The sequence below is a fragment of the Modestobacter marinus genome (assembly GCF_019799945.1).
Classification (GTDB): Bacteria; Actinomycetota; Actinomycetes; order Mycobacteriales; family Geodermatophilaceae; genus Modestobacter; species Modestobacter marinus_B.
In genome coordinates this window covers 61,099-80,158 of record NZ_JABGCH010000007.1, presented here as the reverse complement: position 1 = coordinate 80,158, position 19,060 = coordinate 61,099, and the positions used below count along the sequence as shown (strand labels likewise).

Annotated in this window: 16 protein-coding genes; 10 read left to right on the top strand and 6 right to left on the bottom strand. The window is 74.1% G+C overall.

The annotated features are described in order from the left end of the window. Entirely contained in the window at window positions 1-1,467 is a 1,467-nt protein-coding gene (locus HK417_RS08825; protein WP_308123465.1) for a magnesium chelatase, read from the bottom strand. 74 nt (window positions 1,468-1,541) lie between these two features. On the opposite strand from HK417_RS08825, the gene ilvA reads away from it, so the two are divergent. The 4 genes from ilvA (at window position 1,542) to HK417_RS08805 (ending at window position 6,985) form a co-directional block, all read left to right on the top strand. Then, complete coding sequence (ilvA, locus tag HK417_RS08820) at window positions 1,542-2,777, top strand: threonine ammonia-lyase (RefSeq protein ID WP_222265470.1); 1,236 nt, start codon at window positions 1,542-1,544, stop codon at window positions 2,775-2,777. A gap of 173 nt (window positions 2,778-2,950) precedes the next feature. Further along, window positions 2,951-3,955, top strand: a complete 1,005-nt coding sequence (locus tag HK417_RS08815) for an ATP-binding cassette domain-containing protein (RefSeq protein ID WP_222265468.1) — start codon at window positions 2,951-2,953, stop codon at window positions 3,953-3,955. Further along, window positions 3,952-4,758, top strand: coding sequence for an ABC transporter permease (locus HK417_RS08810; RefSeq protein ID WP_222265466.1), 807 nt, complete (start codon window positions 3,952-3,954; stop codon window positions 4,756-4,758). Before HK417_RS08815 ends, HK417_RS08810 begins: the two co-directional genes overlap by 4 nt. A 142-nt stretch (window positions 4,759-4,900) precedes the next feature. Beyond that, entirely contained in the window at window positions 4,901-6,985 is a 2,085-nt protein-coding gene (locus tag HK417_RS08805; protein ID WP_222265464.1) for a M3 family metallopeptidase, read from the top strand. A 109-nt stretch (window positions 6,986-7,094) separates the two neighbouring features. Here HK417_RS08805 and HK417_RS08800 read toward each other — a convergent pair whose 3' ends face one another. Further along, on the bottom strand, window positions 7,095-7,427 hold the full coding sequence (locus HK417_RS08800; RefSeq protein ID WP_308123464.1) for an RNHCP domain-containing protein: 333 nt from the start codon (window positions 7,425-7,427) through the stop codon (window positions 7,095-7,097). 8 nt (window positions 7,428-7,435) lie between these two features. Next, window positions 7,436-7,942, bottom strand: coding sequence for a transcription elongation factor GreA (gene greA / locus HK417_RS08795; RefSeq protein WP_222265461.1), 507 nt, complete (start codon window positions 7,940-7,942; stop codon window positions 7,436-7,438). Window positions 7,943-8,133: 191 nt separating this feature from the next. On the opposite strand from greA, the gene mca reads away from it, so the two are divergent. After that, the gene (gene mca / locus HK417_RS08790; protein WP_222265460.1) at window positions 8,134-9,021 is read left to right on the top strand and encodes a mycothiol conjugate amidase Mca; all 888 of its coding nucleotides are present in this window, start codon (window positions 8,134-8,136) and stop codon (window positions 9,019-9,021) included. Next, complete coding sequence (locus HK417_RS08785; RefSeq protein WP_222265458.1) at window positions 9,018-9,347, top strand: hypothetical protein; 330 nt, start codon at window positions 9,018-9,020, stop codon at window positions 9,345-9,347. Before mca ends, HK417_RS08785 begins: the two co-directional genes overlap by 4 nt. A gap of 80 nt (window positions 9,348-9,427) precedes the next feature. On the opposite strand, the gene HK417_RS08780 is transcribed toward HK417_RS08785, so the two are convergent. After that, window positions 9,428-10,000, bottom strand: coding sequence for an AMIN-like domain-containing (lipo)protein (locus HK417_RS08780; protein ID WP_308123463.1), 573 nt, complete (start codon window positions 9,998-10,000; stop codon window positions 9,428-9,430). Window positions 10,001-10,482: 482 nt separating this feature from the next. On the opposite strand from HK417_RS08780, the gene HK417_RS08775 reads away from it, so the two are divergent. After that, complete coding sequence (locus HK417_RS08775) at window positions 10,483-12,444, top strand: amino acid transporter (protein ID WP_308123462.1); 1,962 nt, start codon at window positions 10,483-10,485, stop codon at window positions 12,442-12,444. A gap of 7 nt (window positions 12,445-12,451) precedes the next feature. Here the strand turns inward: HK417_RS08775 and HK417_RS08770 are convergent, their stop codons facing one another. Both HK417_RS08770 and HK417_RS08765 read right to left on the bottom strand, forming a co-directional pair. Continuing rightward, window positions 12,452-13,126, bottom strand: a complete 675-nt coding sequence (locus HK417_RS08770) for a response regulator (protein ID WP_222265456.1) — start codon at window positions 13,124-13,126, stop codon at window positions 12,452-12,454. After that, complete coding sequence (locus HK417_RS08765; protein ID WP_222265454.1) at window positions 13,123-15,618, bottom strand: ATP-binding protein; 2,496 nt, start codon at window positions 15,616-15,618, stop codon at window positions 13,123-13,125. Before HK417_RS08765 ends, HK417_RS08770 begins: the two co-directional genes overlap by 4 nt. A 76-nt stretch (window positions 15,619-15,694) precedes the next feature. On the opposite strand from HK417_RS08765, the gene HK417_RS08760 reads away from it, so the two are divergent. From HK417_RS08760 to HK417_RS08750, 3 genes are read left to right on the top strand one after another with little or no spacing between them, the layout of a single operon-like run. Then, window positions 15,695-17,701, top strand: coding sequence for a thioredoxin domain-containing protein (locus HK417_RS08760; protein ID WP_222265452.1), 2,007 nt, complete (start codon window positions 15,695-15,697; stop codon window positions 17,699-17,701). Window positions 17,702-17,746: 45 nt separating this feature from the next. Further along, window positions 17,747-18,343, top strand: coding sequence for a hypothetical protein (locus HK417_RS08755; RefSeq protein ID WP_308123461.1), 597 nt, complete (start codon window positions 17,747-17,749; stop codon window positions 18,341-18,343). Window positions 18,344-18,388: 45 nt separating this feature from the next. Then, window positions 18,389-19,051: a maleylpyruvate isomerase N-terminal domain-containing protein gene (locus HK417_RS08750; RefSeq protein ID WP_222265450.1), complete on the top strand. Its 663-nt coding sequence runs from the start codon at window positions 18,389-18,391 to the stop codon at window positions 19,049-19,051. Window positions 19,052-19,060 lie beyond the last annotated feature (9 nt).

Sequence of the window (19,060 nt, the reverse complement as noted above, 5' to 3'; positions counted from 1 at the left end):
CTAGGCCCCGTACACCGTGCGGGTGCCGTCGCTGTCCTTGGCCAGCCGCCGGGTCAGCCACAGCCCCTCGAGCGCGAACTCCACCGCGGCCGCGGCCTGCTCGGCGGATTCCTCGCCCTCGGGCACCCCCAGCCGGCCCAGCAGCTGAGCCAGGTTGGGCACGGTGCCCAGCTGCCCCAGCAGCGCTGCGGCCGGCACCAGCTCGCCGGACTCCACCGTGTCCCCGCTGGTGAAGTGCTCCTGCAGGCCGGTGAGGTCGAGCCCGCCGCAGCGGGCGCGGAAGGTCTGCGCCGTCGCCTGGCGCAGCAGGTGCTCGAGCACCTCGAGCTCCCGGTCGTCGTCGGGGTCGCTGCCGGAGTCGGCGAACTCCACCTTGCCGCGGCTGGCCGGGACGATGCTGGGCAGGTCGACCACCCGGGCCACCGGCCGGCTCTCGCCGGCCACCGCGGCGCGGCGGACGGCGGAGGCGGCCGCGGTCTCCAGCCCGGCGATCCCGAACCGGGCGCTGACCCCCGAGCGCTGGTCCACGTGGGTGGACTCGCGCACCAGACGGGTGAAGCGGGCGATGATCTCGACCAGGTGCTCCGGCACGATCGGGGCGTCGAAGCCCTCGCCGCCGAGCCAGGTCGTGTGCGCCTCCTGGCGCAGCAGCCGCAGCTCGTCGGCGAGCTCGAGCGGGTAGTGGGTGCGCACCTCGGCGCCGAACCGGTCCTTGAGCGGGGTGATGATCCGGCCGCGGTTGGTGTAGTCCTCGGGGTTCGCGCTGGCGACCAGGAACAGGTCCAGCGGCAGCCGCACCCGGTAGCCGCGGATCTGGATGTCGCGCTCCTCGAGCACGTTGAGCAGCGCCACCTGGATGCGCTCGGCCAGGTCCGGCAGCTCGTTGACGCTGAAGATGCCCCGGTTGGTGCGCGGCACCAGGCCGTAGTGCACCGTCTCCGGATCGCCCAGCGTGCGGCCCTCGGCGACCTTGATCGGGTCGACGTCGCCGATGAGGTCGCCGACGCTGGTGTCGGGCGTGGCCAGCTTCTCGCCGAACCGCTCGCTGCGGTGCAGCCAGCCGACCGGGGTGTCGTCGCCGTGCTCGGCGATCTGCCGGTGCGCCCAGACGCTGATCGGGTGCAGCGGGTGCTCGTTGAGCTCACTGCCGACCAGCACCGGCGTCCACTCGTCGAGCAGGCCGACCAGGGTGCGGATCAGCCGGGTCTTGCCCTGCCCCCGCTCGCCCAGCAGGACCAGGTCGTGTCCGGCGATGAGGGCGCGCTCGACCTCGGGCACCACCGTGTCCTCGAACCCGACGATGCCCGGGAGCGAGCGCTGCCCGGCGGCCAGGCGGGCCAGCAGGTTGTCGCGGAGCTCGGCCTTGACGGGCCGGAAGGCGGCCCCGCGCTCGCGGAGCTCGCCGAGGGTCGTGGAAGCGGGGGGAGCCGGGGCCGGAGCGGTCCCGAGCGGTGCGGCGTCCGTCACCTCGACCACGGTACGACGGGGCTGCGACAGCCGGGTGTCCTCCCGTCCTCCCTCCCGACTGCGAGGATCGGGACGTGTCGGACGTCGATGAGGTCGGTGCGGTCCCCCTGGTGAGCGGCGCGGACGTCGAGGCTGCCGCCCGGCTGCTCGAGGGCGTCGTGCGGCGGACCCCGCTGGAGCACTCGCGGGCGCTGGCCGAGCGGGTCGGCGGCCCGGTGTGGCTCAAGTGCGAGAACCTGCAGCGCGGGGGCTCGTTCAAGATCCGCGGGGCGTACACCCGGATCTCCCGGCTGAGTCTCGAGGAGCGGGCCCGCGGGGTGGTCGCGGCGAGCGCCGGCAACCACGCCCAGGGGGTGGCGCTGGCCGCCCGCGAGCTCGGCACCCAGGCCACCGTGTTCATGCCGCAGTCCGCGCCGCTGCCCAAGGTCGCCGCCACCCGCGGCTACGGCGCCGACGCCCGGCTCGTCGGCGCGACGCTCACCGAGGCGCTCGCCGCCGCGATCGACCTCGCCGCCGAGACCGGGAAGGTCTTCATCCACCCGTTCGACCACCCCGACGTGATCGCCGGGCAGGGCACGGTGGGCCTCGAGCTGCTCGACCAGTGCCCGGACGTGGCCACCGTCGTGGTCTGCACCGGCGGCGGCGGGCTCGTCTCGGGGATCGCCGCGGCGGTGCGGGACCGCCGTCCCGGCGTCCGGGTCGTCGCCGTCCAGGCCGCCTCGGCGGCCGCGTTCCCGGCGTCGCTGGCGGCCGGCCACCCGGTGCCGCTCACCGCGATGAGCACGATGGCCGACGGCATCGCCGTCGCCGCGCCCGGGGACCTCACCCTGGCCCACGTGGCCGGGCTGGTCGACGAGGTGCGCACCGTCAGCGAGGCAGACCTGTCCCGGGCACTGCTGTTCTGCCTGGAGCGGGCGAAGCTCGTCGTCGAGCCGGCCGGGGTGGCCGCGGTGGCCGCCGTGCTCGCCGACCCCGCGGCGTTCGCGCCCCCGGTGGTGGCGGTGGTCTCCGGCGGCAACATCGACCCGCTGCTGATGCTGAAGGTCGTCCAGCACGGCATGGCCGCGGCGGGCCGCTACCTCAACCTGCGGGTGCACGTGCCCGACCGGCCGGGTTCGCTGGCCGCCCTGCTGCAGGAGCTGGCCGGTCTGCAGGCCAACGTGCTGACGGTCGAGCACGAGCGGACGACGGCGCAACTGGACCTCGGCGAGGTGGAGGTCGCGGTGCACCTGGAGACCCGCGGCCCCGACCACGCCCGCGAGGTGCTGGCGGCGCTGGTCGCCGCGGGGTACCCGGTCCGGACGGACTGACCGCCCCGCCGACGAGTTCCGTCCGCCCGACCCGTCTGAGCCGCCCCATATCATCACGGTGCGCGGCCAGCGAATGACGGAGGGTGAGCGCCTAGGTGGCGGGTCCTAGCGGTTCCCGGTGGATCGCGGAAAAGCGGTCGGAACCGTCGGACTCCCGGCCTACGGTCGCCGGCATGAGCTACGCCGTCGTCGTCGAGGGGCTCCTCAAGCGGTTCGGGAAGACCACCGCGCTCGGTGGGGTCGACCTCACCGTGTCCGAGGGCACCGTCCTGGGTCTGCTCGGCCCCAACGGAGCCGGCAAGACCACGATCGTCCGGGTGCTGAGCACGCTGCTGCTGCCCGACGGCGGGCGGGCCGAGGTCGCCGGTCTCGACGTGGTCACCGAGGCGGCCCAGGTGCGCTCGATGATCGGGCTCACCGGCCAGTACGCCGCGGTCGACGAGTACCTGACCGGCCGGGAGAACCTGGAGATGGTCGGCCGGCTGTACCGGCTCAGCGCACGGGAGGCACGCCGGCGGGCGGAGCAGCTGCTCGAGCGGTTCGAGCTCACCGACGCGGCCAACCGGCCGGCCAAGACCTACTCCGGGGGCATGCGCCGGCGGCTCGACATCGGTGCCTCGCTCATCGCCCGTCCCCGGGTGCTGTTCCTCGACGAGCCCACCACCGGGCTCGACCCGCGCAGCCGGCTGGGGATGTGGGAGTTCATCGCCGACCTGGTGGGGGAGGGGACGACGATCCTGCTCACCACCCAGTACCTGGAGGAGGCCGACCGGCTCGCCGACCGCATGGTCGTCATCGACCACGGCCGGGTGATCGCCCGCGGCACCGCCGACGAGCTCAAGGCGCAGGTCGGCGGCGAGCGGCTGGAGATGACCCTCGCCGACGCCGGGCAGCTGGGCGCGGTCGCCGAGGCGCTGCGGCCACTGACCCATGGTGAGCCGCGCCTGGACGCGCAGACCCGCCGGCTCTCCGTGCCGGTCAGCGGGGGCGTCGACGCGCTGGCCGAGGCGCTGCGCCGGCTGGACGGCCACAGCGCCGGGGTCCTCGACATCGGACTGCGCCGCCCCGACCTCGACGACGTCTTCCTCACCCTCACCGGGCACGCCGCCGAGGGCGACGAGCCGTCCGACGAGCAGGACGAGTCCGCCACCACCGTCAGTGCAGGAGCGAACCGATGACCACCCTGGCGGAGACCGTCTCCGACAGCGTCACGATCACCCGCCGCAACCTGATCAAGGTCAAGCGCGTGCCCGACCTGATCGTCTTCGCGACGCTGTCGCCGATCATGTTCGTGCTGCTGTTCCGCTACGTCTTCGGCGGCGCGATCGACGTGCCGGGCGACGTCAGCTACGCTGAGTTCCTGCTCCCCGGGATCTTCGCGCAGACGGTCGTCTTCGGGAGCACGATCACCGGGGCGAGCATCGCCGAGGACCTGCAGAAGGGGCTGATCGACCGCTTCCGGTCCCTGCCGATGAGCCGCTCGGCGGTGCTCATCGGGCGCACGGTGGCCGACCTCGGGCTCAACGCCATCTCGATCGTCGTGATGGCGCTGACCGGCCTGGTGGTGGGCTGGCGGATCAACACCTCCGTCGGCGAGGCCGTGGGCGGCTTCGTCCTGCTCCTCGCCTTCGCCTACGCGGTCAGCTGGCTGATGGCGGTGGTGGGGCTGCTGGTGCGGACCCCGGAGGTGGTGAACAACGCCAGCTTCATGGTGATCTTCCCGCTGACGTTCGTGTCCAACGCCTTCGTGCCGCTGGAGAGCTTCCCCTCGGTCCTGCGCACCTTCGCCGAGTGGAACCCGGTGTCCACGGTGGTGCAGGGCGCCCGGGAGCTGTTCGGCAACGTGCCGGCCGGCGCGCCGCTGGCCGAGGCCTGGTCACTGCAGCACCCTGTGTTCTACAGCCTGCTGTGGGCCGTGGTGATCCTGATCGTCTTCGTCCCCCTGTCGGTGCGGCTGTACGTGCGCACCTCCACGCGCTGAGGAAGGTAGAAGGACCCCGTCCCACCCACCCCTCGCACGCTCGGGGCGGGCTCCTGGCCGGGGCCGGGCCCCACCGCTCGCAGGCTCGCGGCGGGACCCTGCAGAGAGGCCACCCGGCGACGGAGGACGAGGATGGCGGGTGATGAGCACCGCTGTCCCGGCCTCCGCGCCGGCCTCCGCGCCCCTGTCCGCGTCGAACCCGCTGGCGGCCCCGTCGGCGCTGCCGTACCGGCTCCCGCCGTTCGCCGAGATCACCCCCGAGCACGTGCGCGAGGCGCTGCTGGCCGGGATGGCCCAGCAGCGGGAGGAGGTCGCCGCGATCGTCGCCGACCCCGCCGAGCCGAGCTTCGAGAACACCGTGGTGGCCCTCGAGCGGTCCGGTGAGCTGCTCGGCCGCGCCGCGCGGGTCTTCGCCAACATGACCTCGGCCGTCTCCAACGAGCGGATCCGCGAGATCGAGCGGGAGTACGCGCCGCTGGCCGCCGCGCACTCCGACGCGCTGCGGCTCGACCCCGCCCTGTTCGCCCGGGTCGATGCCGTCCACGCCGGGCGCGCCGAGGCCGGCCTGGACGAGGAGTCGCTGCGTCTGGTCGAGCGCTACCACCTGGACTTCGTGCTGTCCGGCGCCGGCCTGGACGACGCCGGCCGGGACCGGCTGCGGGAGCTCAACCAGCGCCTGGCCGAGCTGGACACCCGCTTCGACCAGAACCTGCAGCTGGCCACCGAGGCGGCCGCCGTGCTCGTGCGCGACGCCGCCGAGCTCGACGGGCTGTCCGAGGCCGAGGTGGCCGCGGCCGCCGGCGCCGCGGCCGAGCGGGGGCACGAGGGCGCGTACCTGCTCACCCTGGTCCTGCCCACCGGACAACCGGCGCTGGCCAAGCTCCGCGACCGGGGTGTGCGCCGGCGGCTGTTCGAGGCCTCGGTGACCCGCGCCTCGGCCGGGGAGCACGACAACGGTCCGGTGGCCGTCGAGATCGCCCACCTGCGGGCGGTCCGGGCCCGCCTGCACGGGTTCGACACCCACGCCGACCTGATCGCCGCCGACCAGACCGCGAAGAGCTCGGCCGCCGTCGACGCGCTGCTCGCCGAGCTCGTGCCGCCGGCCGTGGCGAACGCGAAGGCCGAGGCGGAGGTACTCGCCGGGCTCGCGGCCGCCGACGGGGTCGAGCTGGCCGCCTGGGACTGGGCGTACTACTCCGAGCGGGTCCGTGCGGAGCGCTACGCGGTCGACAGCGCCGCGCTGCGGCCGTGGTTCGAGCTGGACCGGGTGCTGGTCGACGGCGTGTTCCGGGCCGCGGAGCTGCTCTACGGCTACACCTTCACCCCCCGGCCGGACCTGGTCGGCTACCACCCGGACACCCGGGTCTGGGAGGTCGCCGGGCCGGACGGGGAGCCGGTGGGCCTGTACCTGGGCGACTTCTACGCGCGGGAGGGCAAGCGCGGCGGCGCGTGGATGAGCTCCTTCGTCAGCCAGTCGGCGCTGCTGGGCACCCGGCCGGTGGTCTTCAACAACCTCAACGTCACCCGCCCCGCCGCCGGGCAGCCGACGTTGCTCACGCTCTACGAGGTCACCACGCTCTTCCACGAGTTCGGGCACGCGCTGCACGGGCTGTTCTCGTCGGTGACCTACCCCCGCTTCTCCGGGACCAGCGTCCCGCGCGACTTCGTCGAGTACCCCAGCCAGGTCAACGAGATGTGGGCGCTGTGGCCGGAGGTCCTCACGCACTACGCGGCCCACGTCGAGACGGGCGAGCCGCTGGCCGCCGAGACGGTGCAGGCCATCGAGGCGGCGGCGCTGTGGGGCGAGGGCTTCGCCACGCTCGAGTACCTGGCCGCGACCCTCCTCGACCAGGCGTGGCACCGGATCGGCCCGGACACCGTCGTCCCCGACCCGCAGGCGTTCGAGGCCGAGGCGCTGCAGGCCGCCGGCGTCGCCTACGACCTCGTTCCGCCGCGCTACCGGACGACCTACTTCCAGCACGTCTTCGCCGGCGGGTACTCGGCCGGCTACTACTCCTACATCTGGTCCGAGGTGCTCGACGCCGACACCGTGGAGTGGTTCAAGGAGAACGGCGGCCTGCGGCGGGAGAACGGTGACCTCTTCCGCAGCCGGCTGCTGTCGCGCGGCGGCTCGGTCGACCCGCTGGGCGCCTTCCGCGCCGTCCGCGGCCGGGACGCCGACACCGGCCCGCTGCTCCGCCGCCGCGGCCTCGCCCCCACCACCTGACCCGCCCCCGCGCAGCGTGGATCAGGTTCCTGGTCAGCACCGGTCCTCCCGCCCCAGTGTTGGTGAGGAGGACGGGTTCCATCAGGTGACCTGGGTTCACGCCCGGCGCTCACAGCCAGGGGAGGGAGAGGACGAGGTCCAGGTCGTCGGGGGCCTCGCCGTCCCGCACCAGCCGGTTGGGCTGGCGGTGGCCGCACCGCGTGCAGCGGTGCACCACCTGCCAGCCCTTGCCGGACTTCTCCACCAGGCCGATCGGCTCCATCGGCTGGCGGCAGTCGCTCGCCCGGTCGCCGGGCTCGTCGTCGACGTGCAGCGACCACAGGCACCGGGGGCAGTGGTTGCGGTAGTGCCCGTCGGTGTTCGCCGGGACCCGGGACTGGCAGTGCACGCAGACGAAGCCGGTGTTCTCGGCCCGGCGCGAGCGGGCGCGCCCGCCGGTCACCGCGGCGCTCAGGGGACGAACGGCTCGACAGCGAGGACCTTCACGGAGATGTCCTTGCCGTTGGGCGCCGTGTACGTGACCGTCGCGCCCGGGTCGGCGCCGATGATGGCCGCCCCGAGGGCGGACTCCGGGGAGTAGACGGTCAGCTGCGTCGTCCCGGCGATCTCCCGGGACCCGAGCAGGAACTTCTCGGTGTCGTCCTCGTCGCCGTCGAACGCGATCGTGATGACGGTGCCGACGGCGGCGCGGGACGCCGTCGTGGGCGGCTCGCCGACGCGCGCCTTGCGCAGCAGGTCGGTGAGCTGCCGGATCCGGCCCTCCTGCTTGCCCTGCTCCTCGCGGGCCGCGTGGTACCCGCCGTTCTCCTTGAGGTCGCCCTCTTCACGTCGGGCGTTGATCTCGGCAGCCATGGCCGGACGGTTCGCCACCAGCTGGTCGAGCTCGGCCTTCAGCCGGTCGTGGGCCTCCTGCGTCAGCCAGACGCCCTGGTCCTGCTCGTCAGTGGGGGTGGACACGGATGACTCCCAGTGCTCTTTGCGTGGCCCGCGGTAACTAGCCGGCGGTTTGGTCAATCCGGGCAACCTAACACCGATCTCGAGGGGGTCGCATCGATCGGCACCCCGGCCGGGCGGGTGCAGCCGGGAGGAGTGGCCGGTCCCACTCCGGGCCCTTCGACGCTCGCGCGGGCTCGGGGGACAATGTCGGCGTGACCGAACCGGACCAGTTGCGCCTGCTCGCGGTGCACGCGCACCCCGACGACGAGTCCAGCAAGGGCGCGGCCACCATGGCCAAGTACGTGGCCGAGGGCCACCGCGTGCTCGTGGCCACCTGTACCGGTGGGGAGCGGGGCTCGGTGCTCAACCCGGCCATGGACCGCCCCGAGGTGTGGGAGCGGATCGCGGAGATCCGCGAGCAGGAGATGGCCCACGCCCGGGAGATCCTCGGCGTCGAGCAGGAGTTCCTCGGCTTCGTCGACTCCGGGCTGCCGGAGGGCGACCCGCTGCCGCCGCTGCCGGAGGGCTGCTTCGCGCTGGTGCCCACCGAGGAGGCCGCTGCGCCGCTGGTCGAGCTGATCCGCCGGTTCAAGCCGCACGTGATCACCACTTACGACGAGCGTGGCGGGTACCCGCACCCGGACCACGTCAAGGTCCACGAGATCACCATGCACGCCTGGGACGCCGCCGATGACCCGGACAGCTACCCCGACCTCGGAGAGCCCTGGCAGCCGAGCAAGCTCTACTACCACATGGGGTTCACGCTGCCGCGCACCAAGGCGCTGCACGAGGCGATGCTGGCCACCGGCGCGGAGTCGCCCTACACGGAGTGGCTGGAGAGCTGGGACCCGGCCCACGACATCAGTCACCGGGTCACCACCCAGGTGCCGTGCGCGGAGTACTTCCCGGTGCGTGACGCCGCGCTGGTCGCGCACGCGACCCAGATCGACCCGACCGGCCGGTGGTTCTCCGTGCCGCTCGACCTGCAGACCCAGACCTGGCCGACCGAGGACTACGAGCTGGCCCGGTCCGTGATCGAGGCGACCGTGCCCGAGGACGACCTGTTCGCGGGGCTGCGCACCGCGGAGCGTGCGGCATGACCGGCGCCTGGGTGGACGTGCTGGCCGCCGCCGAGGAGCAGCTCCCCGAGGACGTCGGCAAGGGCGGCCCCTTCGGGCTGCTGCTGATCGTGCTGCTGCTCATCGCCGTCCTGCTGCTCGGCCGGTCGATGGGCCGGCACCTGAAGAAGGTCCCCTCCAGCTTCGACCCGGCCGACCAGGTGCCGGACACCCCCGCGGAGCTGCTGGAGGAGCAGCCCCCGGGGCAGGGGCTGCTGGACACCCTCCGCCGCGCCCCCCGGGCCATCGAGCCGCCGCGCGACGACGAGTCCGGGACGCCGGACCGCTCCCAGCCACCTCCGGCCTGAGTCCGCACGGACCGCCGGCCCCGACCTGGGGCCGGGACCGGCGGGACCTGTCGTGCACCGGCCCGGAGGCCGGGCGGGGGTCACCAGCGGTGGGCCACGTCGATGACGAGCCGCGGACCCTGGTCGGAGTACGGCGCGCCGGCCAGCGTGAAGACCCGGTAGGGGAGCCGGGCGCGGACGCCGAGCCCGAGGGTGGTCTGACCCTCGAACGAGCCCGCCCAGGCGACCTGGCGGAAGGTCGTCCAGCCGTTGACCCGCACCAGCTCGGCGCGGTTGCCGGGCCGGTAGGTCTCGCCGTTCTCGTCGTAGGCGGGCGCCCGGACGACGATCTGCAGATCGGCGCCGCCGCGGAGCGGGACGACGCGGCCGGAGCCGTCCTCGGTGACCTGGCCGACGTAACGCACGTCGTACGAGCGGAACGAGTTGTCCTGCCCGGTCAGGTCGATCACCAGGCGGTCGAAGCAGGCGTGGCGGCCGGCGCGGACGTCGGTGAGGACCTCCGAGTCGGCCGCGGTGCTCACCTTGGTGAGTGAGCCCCAGGTGATGCCGCAGTAGGGCGCAGCCGCGGCGGCGGGGGTGACCAGGCCGACCAGGACCGCGGCGACCGCGGTCAGGACGACCATCAGGGTGGAGAGGGTGCGGGGTCGGTTCACGGGTTCCTCCAGGTGTGATGCGAACCACCCAGAGCATCCGCAGACACGCCCAGCCATTACCAGATGTCGGCCCTCACCACAAGCGATGAAGTCGCGCGAGTTCGACTGTCAGTTCTCTGTGCCGGCCGGGGTGTCCTGACGGATCGCAGCCACAACGTCGCTCGGCGCGGTGAGCCATCGCTCTGCGGGGCTCGGTGGGTGGCGGTACCGACGGACACGTCGGCAGTGACCAGCTCGGTGTCCGGGCCACCGACCGACAGGTCGATCCAGCCGCCGTCCTCGCGTGTCACGGCGGTACGCGAAGGATCGGGAGAGCGCCGTCCACGGTCATCGGTCGCGCTCCGTGGCGATCAGCCCCACGCCGGATCTTGACGGAATCCTTACGCCCGCGACCCGGTCGATGGACGTCCCTGGCCGTCTGCCGGCCGTACCGTCGATTCCACCCGAGTCCGGTGCCCACTCCGACGGGGACAGGAGCGCAGGTGGCCACCTCGACCGAGACACAGGCGCCGGTGGAACGCCCGTCACCCTTGCGGGACTGGCTGCTGCAGGGTCACGCACCCAAGAGGCGCCGCTTCCCCGGCCCGCACGCGCACCCGGCCACGACGCACAAGACGCATCGGTGGTGGCAGGTCATGTGCCTCACCGGGGTCGACTACTTCTCCACCCTGGGCTACCAGCCCGGGATCGCCGCGCTGGCGGCCGGGCTGCTCTCGCCACTCGCCACGCTGGTGCTGGTGGCGCTGACCCTCTTCGGAGCCCTGCCGGTGTACCGGCGGGTGGCCGAGGAGAGTCCGCACGGCGAGGGGTCCATCGCGATGCTGGAGCGGCTGCTGCCCTTCTGGAAGGGGAAGCTGTTCGTCCTGGCCCTGCTGGGCTTCGCCGCGACGTCCTGGATCGTCACGATGACCCTGTCGGCGGCGGACGCCACGGCGCACATCGTGGAGAACCCGCTCGTGCCCTCGGCGCTGCACGGGCACGAGGTGGCCGTCACCCTGGGACTGCTCGCGCTGCTCGGGGCGGTGTTCCTCAAGGGGTTTGCCGAGGCGATCGGGGTGGCTGTCGGCCTGGTCGCCGTGTACCTCGCGCTGAACGTGGTCGTGGTGGCCGCGGGCCTGCGGGAGGTGGCCACGGCGCCGGTGCTGGTGACCGACTGGTGGGCCGCGCTGACCACCCAGCACGGCAGCCCGGTGATGATGGTCGCGGCCGCGCTGCTGGTGTTCCCGGCGCTGGCGCTCGGACTGTCCGGCTTCGAGACCGGCGTGGCCGTCGCGCCACACGTGCAGGGCGATCCGGGCGACACCGATGAGCGCCCGGTCGGCCGGATCCGCGGCACCAAGCGGTTGCTCACCTTCGCGGCGTTGACCATGACCGTCTTCCTGATCACCAGCAGCCTGATCACGACGCTGCTCATCCCGGCGGACCAGTTCCAGCCGGGTGGGGAGGCGAACGGCCGCGCGCTGTCGTACCTGGCGCACGAGCACCTGGGGGAGGGCTTCGGCACCGTCTACGACGCGGCCACCGTCGCGATCTTGTGGTTCGCCGGCGCCTCGGCGATGGCCGGCATGCTCAACCTGCTCCCGCGCTACTTGCCGCGCTACGGCATGGCACCGGACTGGGCCCGGGCGGTCCGCCCGATGGTGCTGGTCCTCACCGCGGTGGCGTTCCTGGTCACCTGGATCTTCGACGCCGACGTCGACGCCCAGGGCGGCGCCTACGCCACCGGCGTCCTGGCGCTGATCACCTCCGCCGCGATCGCCGTCACCCTGGCCGCACGCCGGGCGGGCCAGCGGCGGCTCACCATCGGCTTCACCGTCATCGCTGCGATCTTCGTCTACGCCACGGGCGTCAACGTCGTGGAACGTCCCGACGGCGTGATGATCGCCGCCTGCTTCATCGCCGGGATGGTGGTGCTCTCCCTCGTCTCCCGGCTGGCGCGCTCCCTCGAGTTGCGGGTCACCGAGGTCCGGCTGGACCCGAAGGCGGAGCTGTTCGTCCGGGACTGTGCCCGGCGCAAGATCCGTCTGGTCGCCAACGAGCCGGGCGCCCTGGACGCGGCCGAGTACCGGGAGAAGCTCCGGCAGATCCAGGGCGACAACGACCTGCCCGACGACGACATGATCTTCGTCGAGGTCACGCTGACCGACCCCTCGGAGTTCGAGACGGCGCTCGACGTCCGGGGTGAGATCGCCCACGACCAGTACCGCGTGCTCCGGATGGGGAGCTCCAGCATCGCGAACGCGCTGGCGGCACTGCTGCTGTACGTCCGGGACGAGACGAACCGGGTCCCGCACATCTACTTCGAGTGGACCGAGGGCAATCCGCTGCTCAACCTGCTGCGGTTCGTCTTCACCGGCGCGGGCGAGGTGGCCCCGGTGACCCGCGAGGTGCTCCGTGAGGCCGAGCCCGACCGCACGCGCCGTCCGCGTGTCCACGTGGGCTGACCGGCCGTCACGGCGTGAAGCGGTAGCCCATCCCCGGCTCGGTGAGCAGGTGGCGTGGCTGGGCCGGGTCCGGCTCCAGCTTCCGGCGCAGCTGAGCCATGTAGACCCGCAGGTAGTGCGTCTCCTTCTCGTACGCCGGTCCCCACACCGCCTGCAACAGCTGTCGCTGGCCGACCAGCCGGCCGGGCGCGCGCACCAGCTCTGAGAGCAGGCCCCACTCGGTCGGGGTGAGCCGGACGACAGCGCCGTCCACGGTCACCTGCTGGGCGGTCAGGTCGACGGTGAAGGCGCCGGACCGCACCACCGAGGCCTCCGGCTCCGGGACACCCCGGCGCTGGAGCGCCCGAAGCCGGGCCAGCAGCTCGCCCAGGTCGAAGGGCTTGGAGACGTAGTCGTCCGCGCCGGCGTCCAGCGCACCGACCTTGTCCCGGCTGTCGGCCCGGGCCGACAGCACGAGCACCGGCCCGGTGAACCAGGGGCGGAGCTCCGCGAGGACCTCGGTGCCGTCCAGGTCGGGCAAGCCCAGGTCGAGGACGACGAGGGCGGGATGGCGCGCGGCCGCCTCACGGAGCGCCGTCCGCCCGTCGGGCGCGGTGACCACCTCGTACCCGGATGCGCGGAGGGTGATCCGCAGGGCCCGGGTCAGCTGGGGGTCGTCGTCGACGACCAGGACGAGGCTCATGGCGCCGCCACGGGAGCGGCAGGGGTGGGGACGGCGTCCGCGTGCAGGGAGACGACCATCGTCAGGCCTCCGCCCGGGGTGTCCTCCGCGGTCAGGGTTCCGTCCATCGCCTGGGTCAGGCCGCGCGCCACCGCCAGTCCGAGGCCGACGCCCTGACCGGCGGGCGCGTCGCCGAGCCGCTGGAACGGCGCGAACACCCGGTCGCGGTCGGCCAGGGGAACGCCCGGTCCGCGGTCGACGACCCGCACCTCGAGCAGCCCCCCGGACGCACCGGCGGCCACGGTGACCGGGCTGGTGGGGGCGTGACGCACCGCGTTGCTCACGAGGTTGGCGACCACCCGCTCGAGGAGGCCGGGATCGGCCCGGACGGGCGGTAGGTCGTCCGGCCAGTCCATCTCGACGCGGGCGCGATCGGCTCCGTCGAGCCCGCTCAGTGCGTGGTGCACGACGGCCGGTACGTCCGAGGGGCTCAACGCCGGGCTGACGACCCCGGCCTGCAGGCGGCTCATGTCCAGCAGGTTGTCGATCAGGTCGGAGAGCCGGTCGGCCGACTCGTCGATGGTCGCCTCGAGCTCGGCCCGGTCGGCGTCGTCGAGGTCGACCTCGTCGGAGCGCAGGGCCGACACGGCGGCCTTGATCCCGGCCAGCGGGGTGCGCAGGTCGTGGCTGACGGCAGCGAGCAGGGCGGAGCGCATGCTGTTGCCGGCGGCGAGACGGTCGGCCTCGGCGGCCTGCGCGGCCAGCCGGCCCTGCTGGAGTGCCACGGCGGCCTGCTCGGCGAAGGCGACGAGTACCCGCCGGTCGCTGGCGGGCAGGCAGCGGCCGGTGAGTCGCAGCACGAGGGTCTCGGTGACGGGCACGTCCTCGACGGGATCGTCGGGGGCGTCGCCGTCGGCCTGGCCGCACGTGCCGACGACGAGGTCCCCGTCGCGTTTCCGCTCGATCATCGTCACGGCCCGCAACCCGAACGCCTCGCGGATCTGTTCCAGCATGCTCGGCAGCCCCCGGTCACCGGCCAGCACGGCGCGCGACAGGGAGGTCAGCATCGCCGTCTCCGCCTGCGAGCGGGCCGCCACGGTGGCCCGTCGTGCGGAACGGTCCACCACGGTGGCCACGGTCACGGCCACGGTCAGCCCGCCGAGGAGCGCCACCAGGTCGTCGACCTCGTGCACGGTGAACTGGTGGGTGGGGGCGACGAAGAACCAGTTCTCCACCAGCCCGCCCAGCACGGCGGCCACCACCGCCGGCCCGAGCCCCCCGATCAGGGCGACGGCGAGGACGAGCAACAGGAAGGCCAGCACGACGACCGGCAGCGAGACCGCGGGACCGGCCGCGAGGCACACCGCGGTCACCGCCGGCACGCCGAGCAGTGCGAGCGTCAGGCCGAGCCACCGGCGGCGGGGGGTGAGGGACCCGGTCAGCGGGGGCAGCCGCCACCCGCGGGAGCCGGCCGCGGAGTGGGTGACGACGTGCACGTCGATCTCGCCGGAGTCGGCGATCACCTGGGCGCCGATCCCGCTGCGGAGGGCGCGGGCCCAGCGGGAGCGACGGCTCGTGCCGAGCACCAGTCGGGTGGCGTCGACGCTGCGGGCGAACTCCACGAGGGCCCGACCGACGTCGTCGCCGACGACCTGGTGGTAGCTGCCGCCCAGGCTCTCCACCAGCTCGCGGAGCGTGCGCAGGGCGGAGGGCGAGGCGCCGGTGCGGCCGTCCGAGGCGAGCACGTGCACGGCGACGAGGTCGCCGCCGGAGCGCTGGGCAGCTCGGGAAGCCCGGCGGATGAGCGTCTCGCCCTCGGCGCCCCCGGTCAGCGCCACCACCACTCGCTCGCGGCTCTCCCGGACGTGGTCCATGTGGTGCTCGGCCTCGTGGCGCCGCAGCCCCTCGTCCACCCGGTCGGCCAGCCAAAGCAGGGCCAGCTCGCGCAGCGCGCTCGGGCTGCCGACGCGGGCGCAGCCGTTCAGCGCGGCGTCCACCTGCGGCCCGGGGTGGACGTCGTCCACGAGTTCGATCCGGCCGGCGCGGCGGACCACGGCGTCGGGCACCGACTCGTGCGGGGTGACGCCGGTGATCTGCTCGACGACGTCGGCGAGGCTCTCCAGCTGCTGGATGCTCACCGTGGAGAGCACGTGGACGCCCGCGTCGAGGATCTCCTCGACATCCTGCCAGCGCCGCGGGTTCCGCGACCCCGGCGCGTTGGTGTGCGCCAGCTCGTCGACGACGACGACCTCCGGGTGCCGGGCCAGCACCGCGTCGACGTCGAGCTCGGTCACGGTCCCGCCGCGCTGGGGGACCTCCCGGCGCGGCAGCACCTCCAGACCCTCGAGCTGCTCGGTCGTCCGCTGCCGGCCGGAGGTCAAGACGAGCCCGACGACGACATCGGTGCCCCGGGACCGCCGCCGGTGCGCCTCGCCGAGCAGGGCGGAGGCCGTGTCGACGCCAGGAGCAGCGCCCAGGTGGACGTGCAGGGTTCCGCGGGCCACGGCGTCCATGATCGACCGGCTGCGGTGCCGTGGCGGCACCGGCGTTCTGGTTCGGACGCAGACCCGGGAGGGAACGGTGAGGGACATGGCGAATCGGCTGCGGAACGCGACCAGCCCCTACCTGCTCCAGCACGCCGACAACCCGGTCGACTGGCGCGAGTGGGGTGAGGAGGCCTTCGCCGAGGCGCGGGAGCGCGGCGTCCCGGTGCTGGTCTCGGTCGGCTACGCGGCCTGCCACTGGTGCCACGTCATGGCGCACGAGTCCTTCGAGGACGCGGCGACCGCCGCGCAGATGAACGCCGGTTTCGTCTGCGTCAAGGTCGACCGGGAGGAGCGCCCGGACGTCGACAGCGTGTACATGGCCGCCACGCAGGCGCTCACCGGCCAGGGCGGCTGGCCGATGACCGTCTTCACCACCCCGGACGGCGCCCCCTTCTACTGCGGCACCTACTTCCCGCCCCGCCCGCACCCGCAGATGCCGGCCTTCCGGCAGGTGCTGTCCGCGGTCAGCGAGGCGTGGGCGACCCGCCGGGAGGAGCTCGAGGACGCCGGCACGCGGATCGTCGAGGGGATCTCCAGCCGGTTCGACCTCGGGGCGCCGGCCCCGCTCTCCGCGGACCTGCTCGACCAGGCGGTCGCCCGGCTGGCCGACGACGCGGACCGGCGGCACGGGGGCTTCGGCGGCGCACCCAAGTTCCCGCCGTCCATGCTGCTGGAGTTCCTGCTGCGGGCGCACGCCCGCCGCGGCGACCAGAACACGCTGGGCATGGCCGTGCACACCGCGGAGGCGATGGCGCGCGGCGGCATCTACGACCAGCTGGCCGGCGGGTTCGCCCGCTACTCGGTCGACGCCGAGTGGGTGGTGCCGCACTTCGAGAAGATGCTCTACGACAACGCGCTGCTGCTCCGCGTCTACTCGCACCTGTGGCGGGCCACCGGCCTGGACTGGGCCCGCCGGGTCGCCGACGAGACCGCCGCCTTCCTGCTCCGCGACCTCGGCACCCCGGAGGGCGGGTTCGCGTCCGCGCTGGACGCCGACACCGACGGCGTCGAGGGCCTCACGTACGTGTGGACACCGGAGCAGCTGGTCGACGTCCTCGGGGACGACGACGGAGCCTGGGCCGCCGAGCTCTTCGCCGTGACCCGCAGCGGAACCTTCGAGCACGGCGCCTCCACCCTGCAGTTGCTGCGCGACCCGGACGACGACGGCCGGCTGGCCCGGGTGCGCGCGTCCCTCGCCGAGGCGCGGTCCCGGCGCTCGCAGCCCGCGCGGGACGACAAGGTGGTGACCGCCTGGAACGGGCTGGCGATCGCCGCGCTGGCCGACCACGGCGCGCTCACGCGGGACGCCGAGCTGGTCGCCGCTGCCCGCCGGGCGGCGGAGCTGCTGCACGACGTCCACTGGGTGGACGGGCGGCTGCGGCGGGCCTCCCGGGACGCCGGGGCCGGGGCGCACGCCGGGGTGCTCGAGGACTACGGCGACCTGGCCGAGGGGCTGCTCGCCCTGCACGCCGCCACGGCCGAGGGGCGGTGGCTGACCTGGGCGGGGGAGCTTCTCGACGTCGTCGCCACCCAGTTCGTCGACGCGGACGGGCGCTGGTACGACACGGCGGCCGACGCCGAGGCGCTCGTGCACCGGCCGTTCGACCCGGCCGACGGTCCGACGCCGGCCGGCATCGCCGCGGCCGCCGGTGCCCAGGTCACCTTCGCGGCGCTGGCCGGCCGCCCCGACCACCGGGCCCGCGCGGAGGAGGCGCTCGCCTCGCTGGCCCGGCTGGTGGGACAGGCGCCACGGGCGGCCGGCTGGGCCGCGGCGGTGGGCGAGGCGCTGCTCGCCGGCCCGCTGGAGGTCGCGGTGAGCGGGCCGGCCGGCCCGGAGCGGGACGCGCTGGCCGCCGCGGCGCGCGCCTCGGCCAGCCCCGGGGCGGTCGTCGTCGCGGGCGAGCCGGACATGCCGGACGTGCCTCTGCTCGCGCAGCGGCCGGTGGTCGGCGGCCGGCCGGCGGCCTACGTCTGCCGCGGGTTCGTCTGCACGGCACCGGTCACCGACGTGTCCGCTCTGAGCGCAGCGATGACCGGGTCCGGCTACTGATTACACGATTACAGTGATGGTGTCGCCATCGACGAGGAGGGCACCGTGTACGGACACCGTCACCACCGTTTCCCGCCCGAGGGCTTCCCGGGCATGGGCCGAGGCCGGGCGCGGGGCCGCGCGGCCGATGCGTCGCCACCGGTCGAGCGCGCCGAGGTCGCCGGCTGGTTCGCCGGCCGGCTGCCCGACGAGTGGTTCACCGGCCCGGTCGAGCTGATCATCGACCGGGACGAGATCACCGTCGTCGGCGCCGTCCCCGAGCCCGACGCGGGAGAGGGCGACCCGGCGGCCGCGCGCGCCGGCCGGATCGCCCGGTTCCGCGAGCAGACCCGGGGGCAGCGCATGGCCATCGCCGACGCCGCCCAGGACCGCTACGGGCGCTCGGTCGCCTGGGGCGCCAGCTGCGGTGACGTCCGGGAGCTGTTCACCACGCTCTCGGTACCGGTGATGACCCGGCTGCGCCAGCCCGAGCGGCTGGTCCTCGACACGCTGGTCGACGCCGGGGTGGCCCGGTCCCGCTCCGAGGCGCTGGTCTGGGCGGTGCGCCTCGTGGGGCAGCACGCCGACGACTGGCTCGCCGAGCTGCGGCAGGCCATGGCGTCGGTCGAGGAGGTCCGGGCCCGCGGTCCGCAGGTCAGCTGATCCGGCGGGGCTCCGGACCGGCTGCCGAGGTGCCAGGGTGGGCCGATGACCGGTCCGACGGCCCTCCTGGGCATCGCCTACGAGGACCTGTCCTCGCTGTTGTCCGCGCTGACCGAGGACGAGGGCTGGCAGCCCACCGGATGTGCCGGCTGGACCCCGGTCGACCTCGGCTTCCACCTGCTCGGCGACGCCCGCCGGGCGCTGGTTGCGCTCGCCACGCCCGCGACGGCGCCCGCCGACACCGACGCGGTGAGCTACTGGACGGCGTGGCGGCCACCGTCCCCGGGGGACGACGACGAGCTCTGGAGCACCCGGATCGCCGCCAGCACCCAGGGTGGGCTGGCCGCCATCGCCGAGCGGTACGCCGAGACGGCCGCGGCCGTGGTCGTGGCCGCCGGGCGGGTGGGCGCCACGGACCGTGTGCGCACCCAGGGCCGGGTGCTGACCGTGGCCGACCTGCTGTCCACGCTCGTGGTGGAGGCCGCCGTCCACCACCTGGACCTCGTCGCCCACCTGGACCGTCCGGGGCCGGCCGACGAGCCGCTGGCCGAGGTGCGGCGCGTGCTGGAGGGGCTGGCCCCCGGCCCGCTCCCACCCCGGTGGGACGACGTCACCGCCGCCCGCCGCGGCACCGGCCGGGAACGGCTCAGCGCGGCCGACCGGCTGGAACTGGGTCCGGGAGCCGCCCGCTTCCCGCTGTTCGGCTGAAGAAGGACC

Excerpts from the sequence above, each read along its gene's own strand:
- HK417_RS08760 (WP_222265452.1), top strand. The coding sequence starts at position 15,695 with ATGGCGAATCGGCTGCGGAACGCGACCAGCCCCTACCTGCTCCAGCAC.
- HK417_RS08770 (WP_222265456.1), bottom strand. The coding sequence starts at position 13,126 with ATGAGCCTCGTCCTGGTCGTCGACGACGACCCCCAGCTGACCCGGGCC.
- HK417_RS08810 (WP_222265466.1), top strand. The coding sequence starts at position 3,952 with ATGACCACCCTGGCGGAGACCGTCTCCGACAGCGTCACGATCACCCGC.
- HK417_RS08785 (WP_222265458.1), top strand. The coding sequence starts at position 9,018 with ATGACCGGCGCCTGGGTGGACGTGCTGGCCGCCGCCGAGGAGCAGCTC.
- HK417_RS08750 (WP_222265450.1), top strand. The coding sequence starts at position 18,389 with ATGACCGGTCCGACGGCCCTCCTGGGCATCGCCTACGAGGACCTGTCC.
- HK417_RS08805 (WP_222265464.1), top strand. The coding sequence starts at position 4,901 with ATGAGCACCGCTGTCCCGGCCTCCGCGCCGGCCTCCGCGCCCCTGTCC.
- HK417_RS08815 (WP_222265468.1), top strand. The coding sequence starts at position 2,951 with ATGAGCTACGCCGTCGTCGTCGAGGGGCTCCTCAAGCGGTTCGGGAAG.
- HK417_RS08765 (WP_222265454.1), bottom strand. The coding sequence starts at position 15,618 with ATGGACGCCGTGGCCCGCGGAACCCTGCACGTCCACCTGGGCGCTGCT.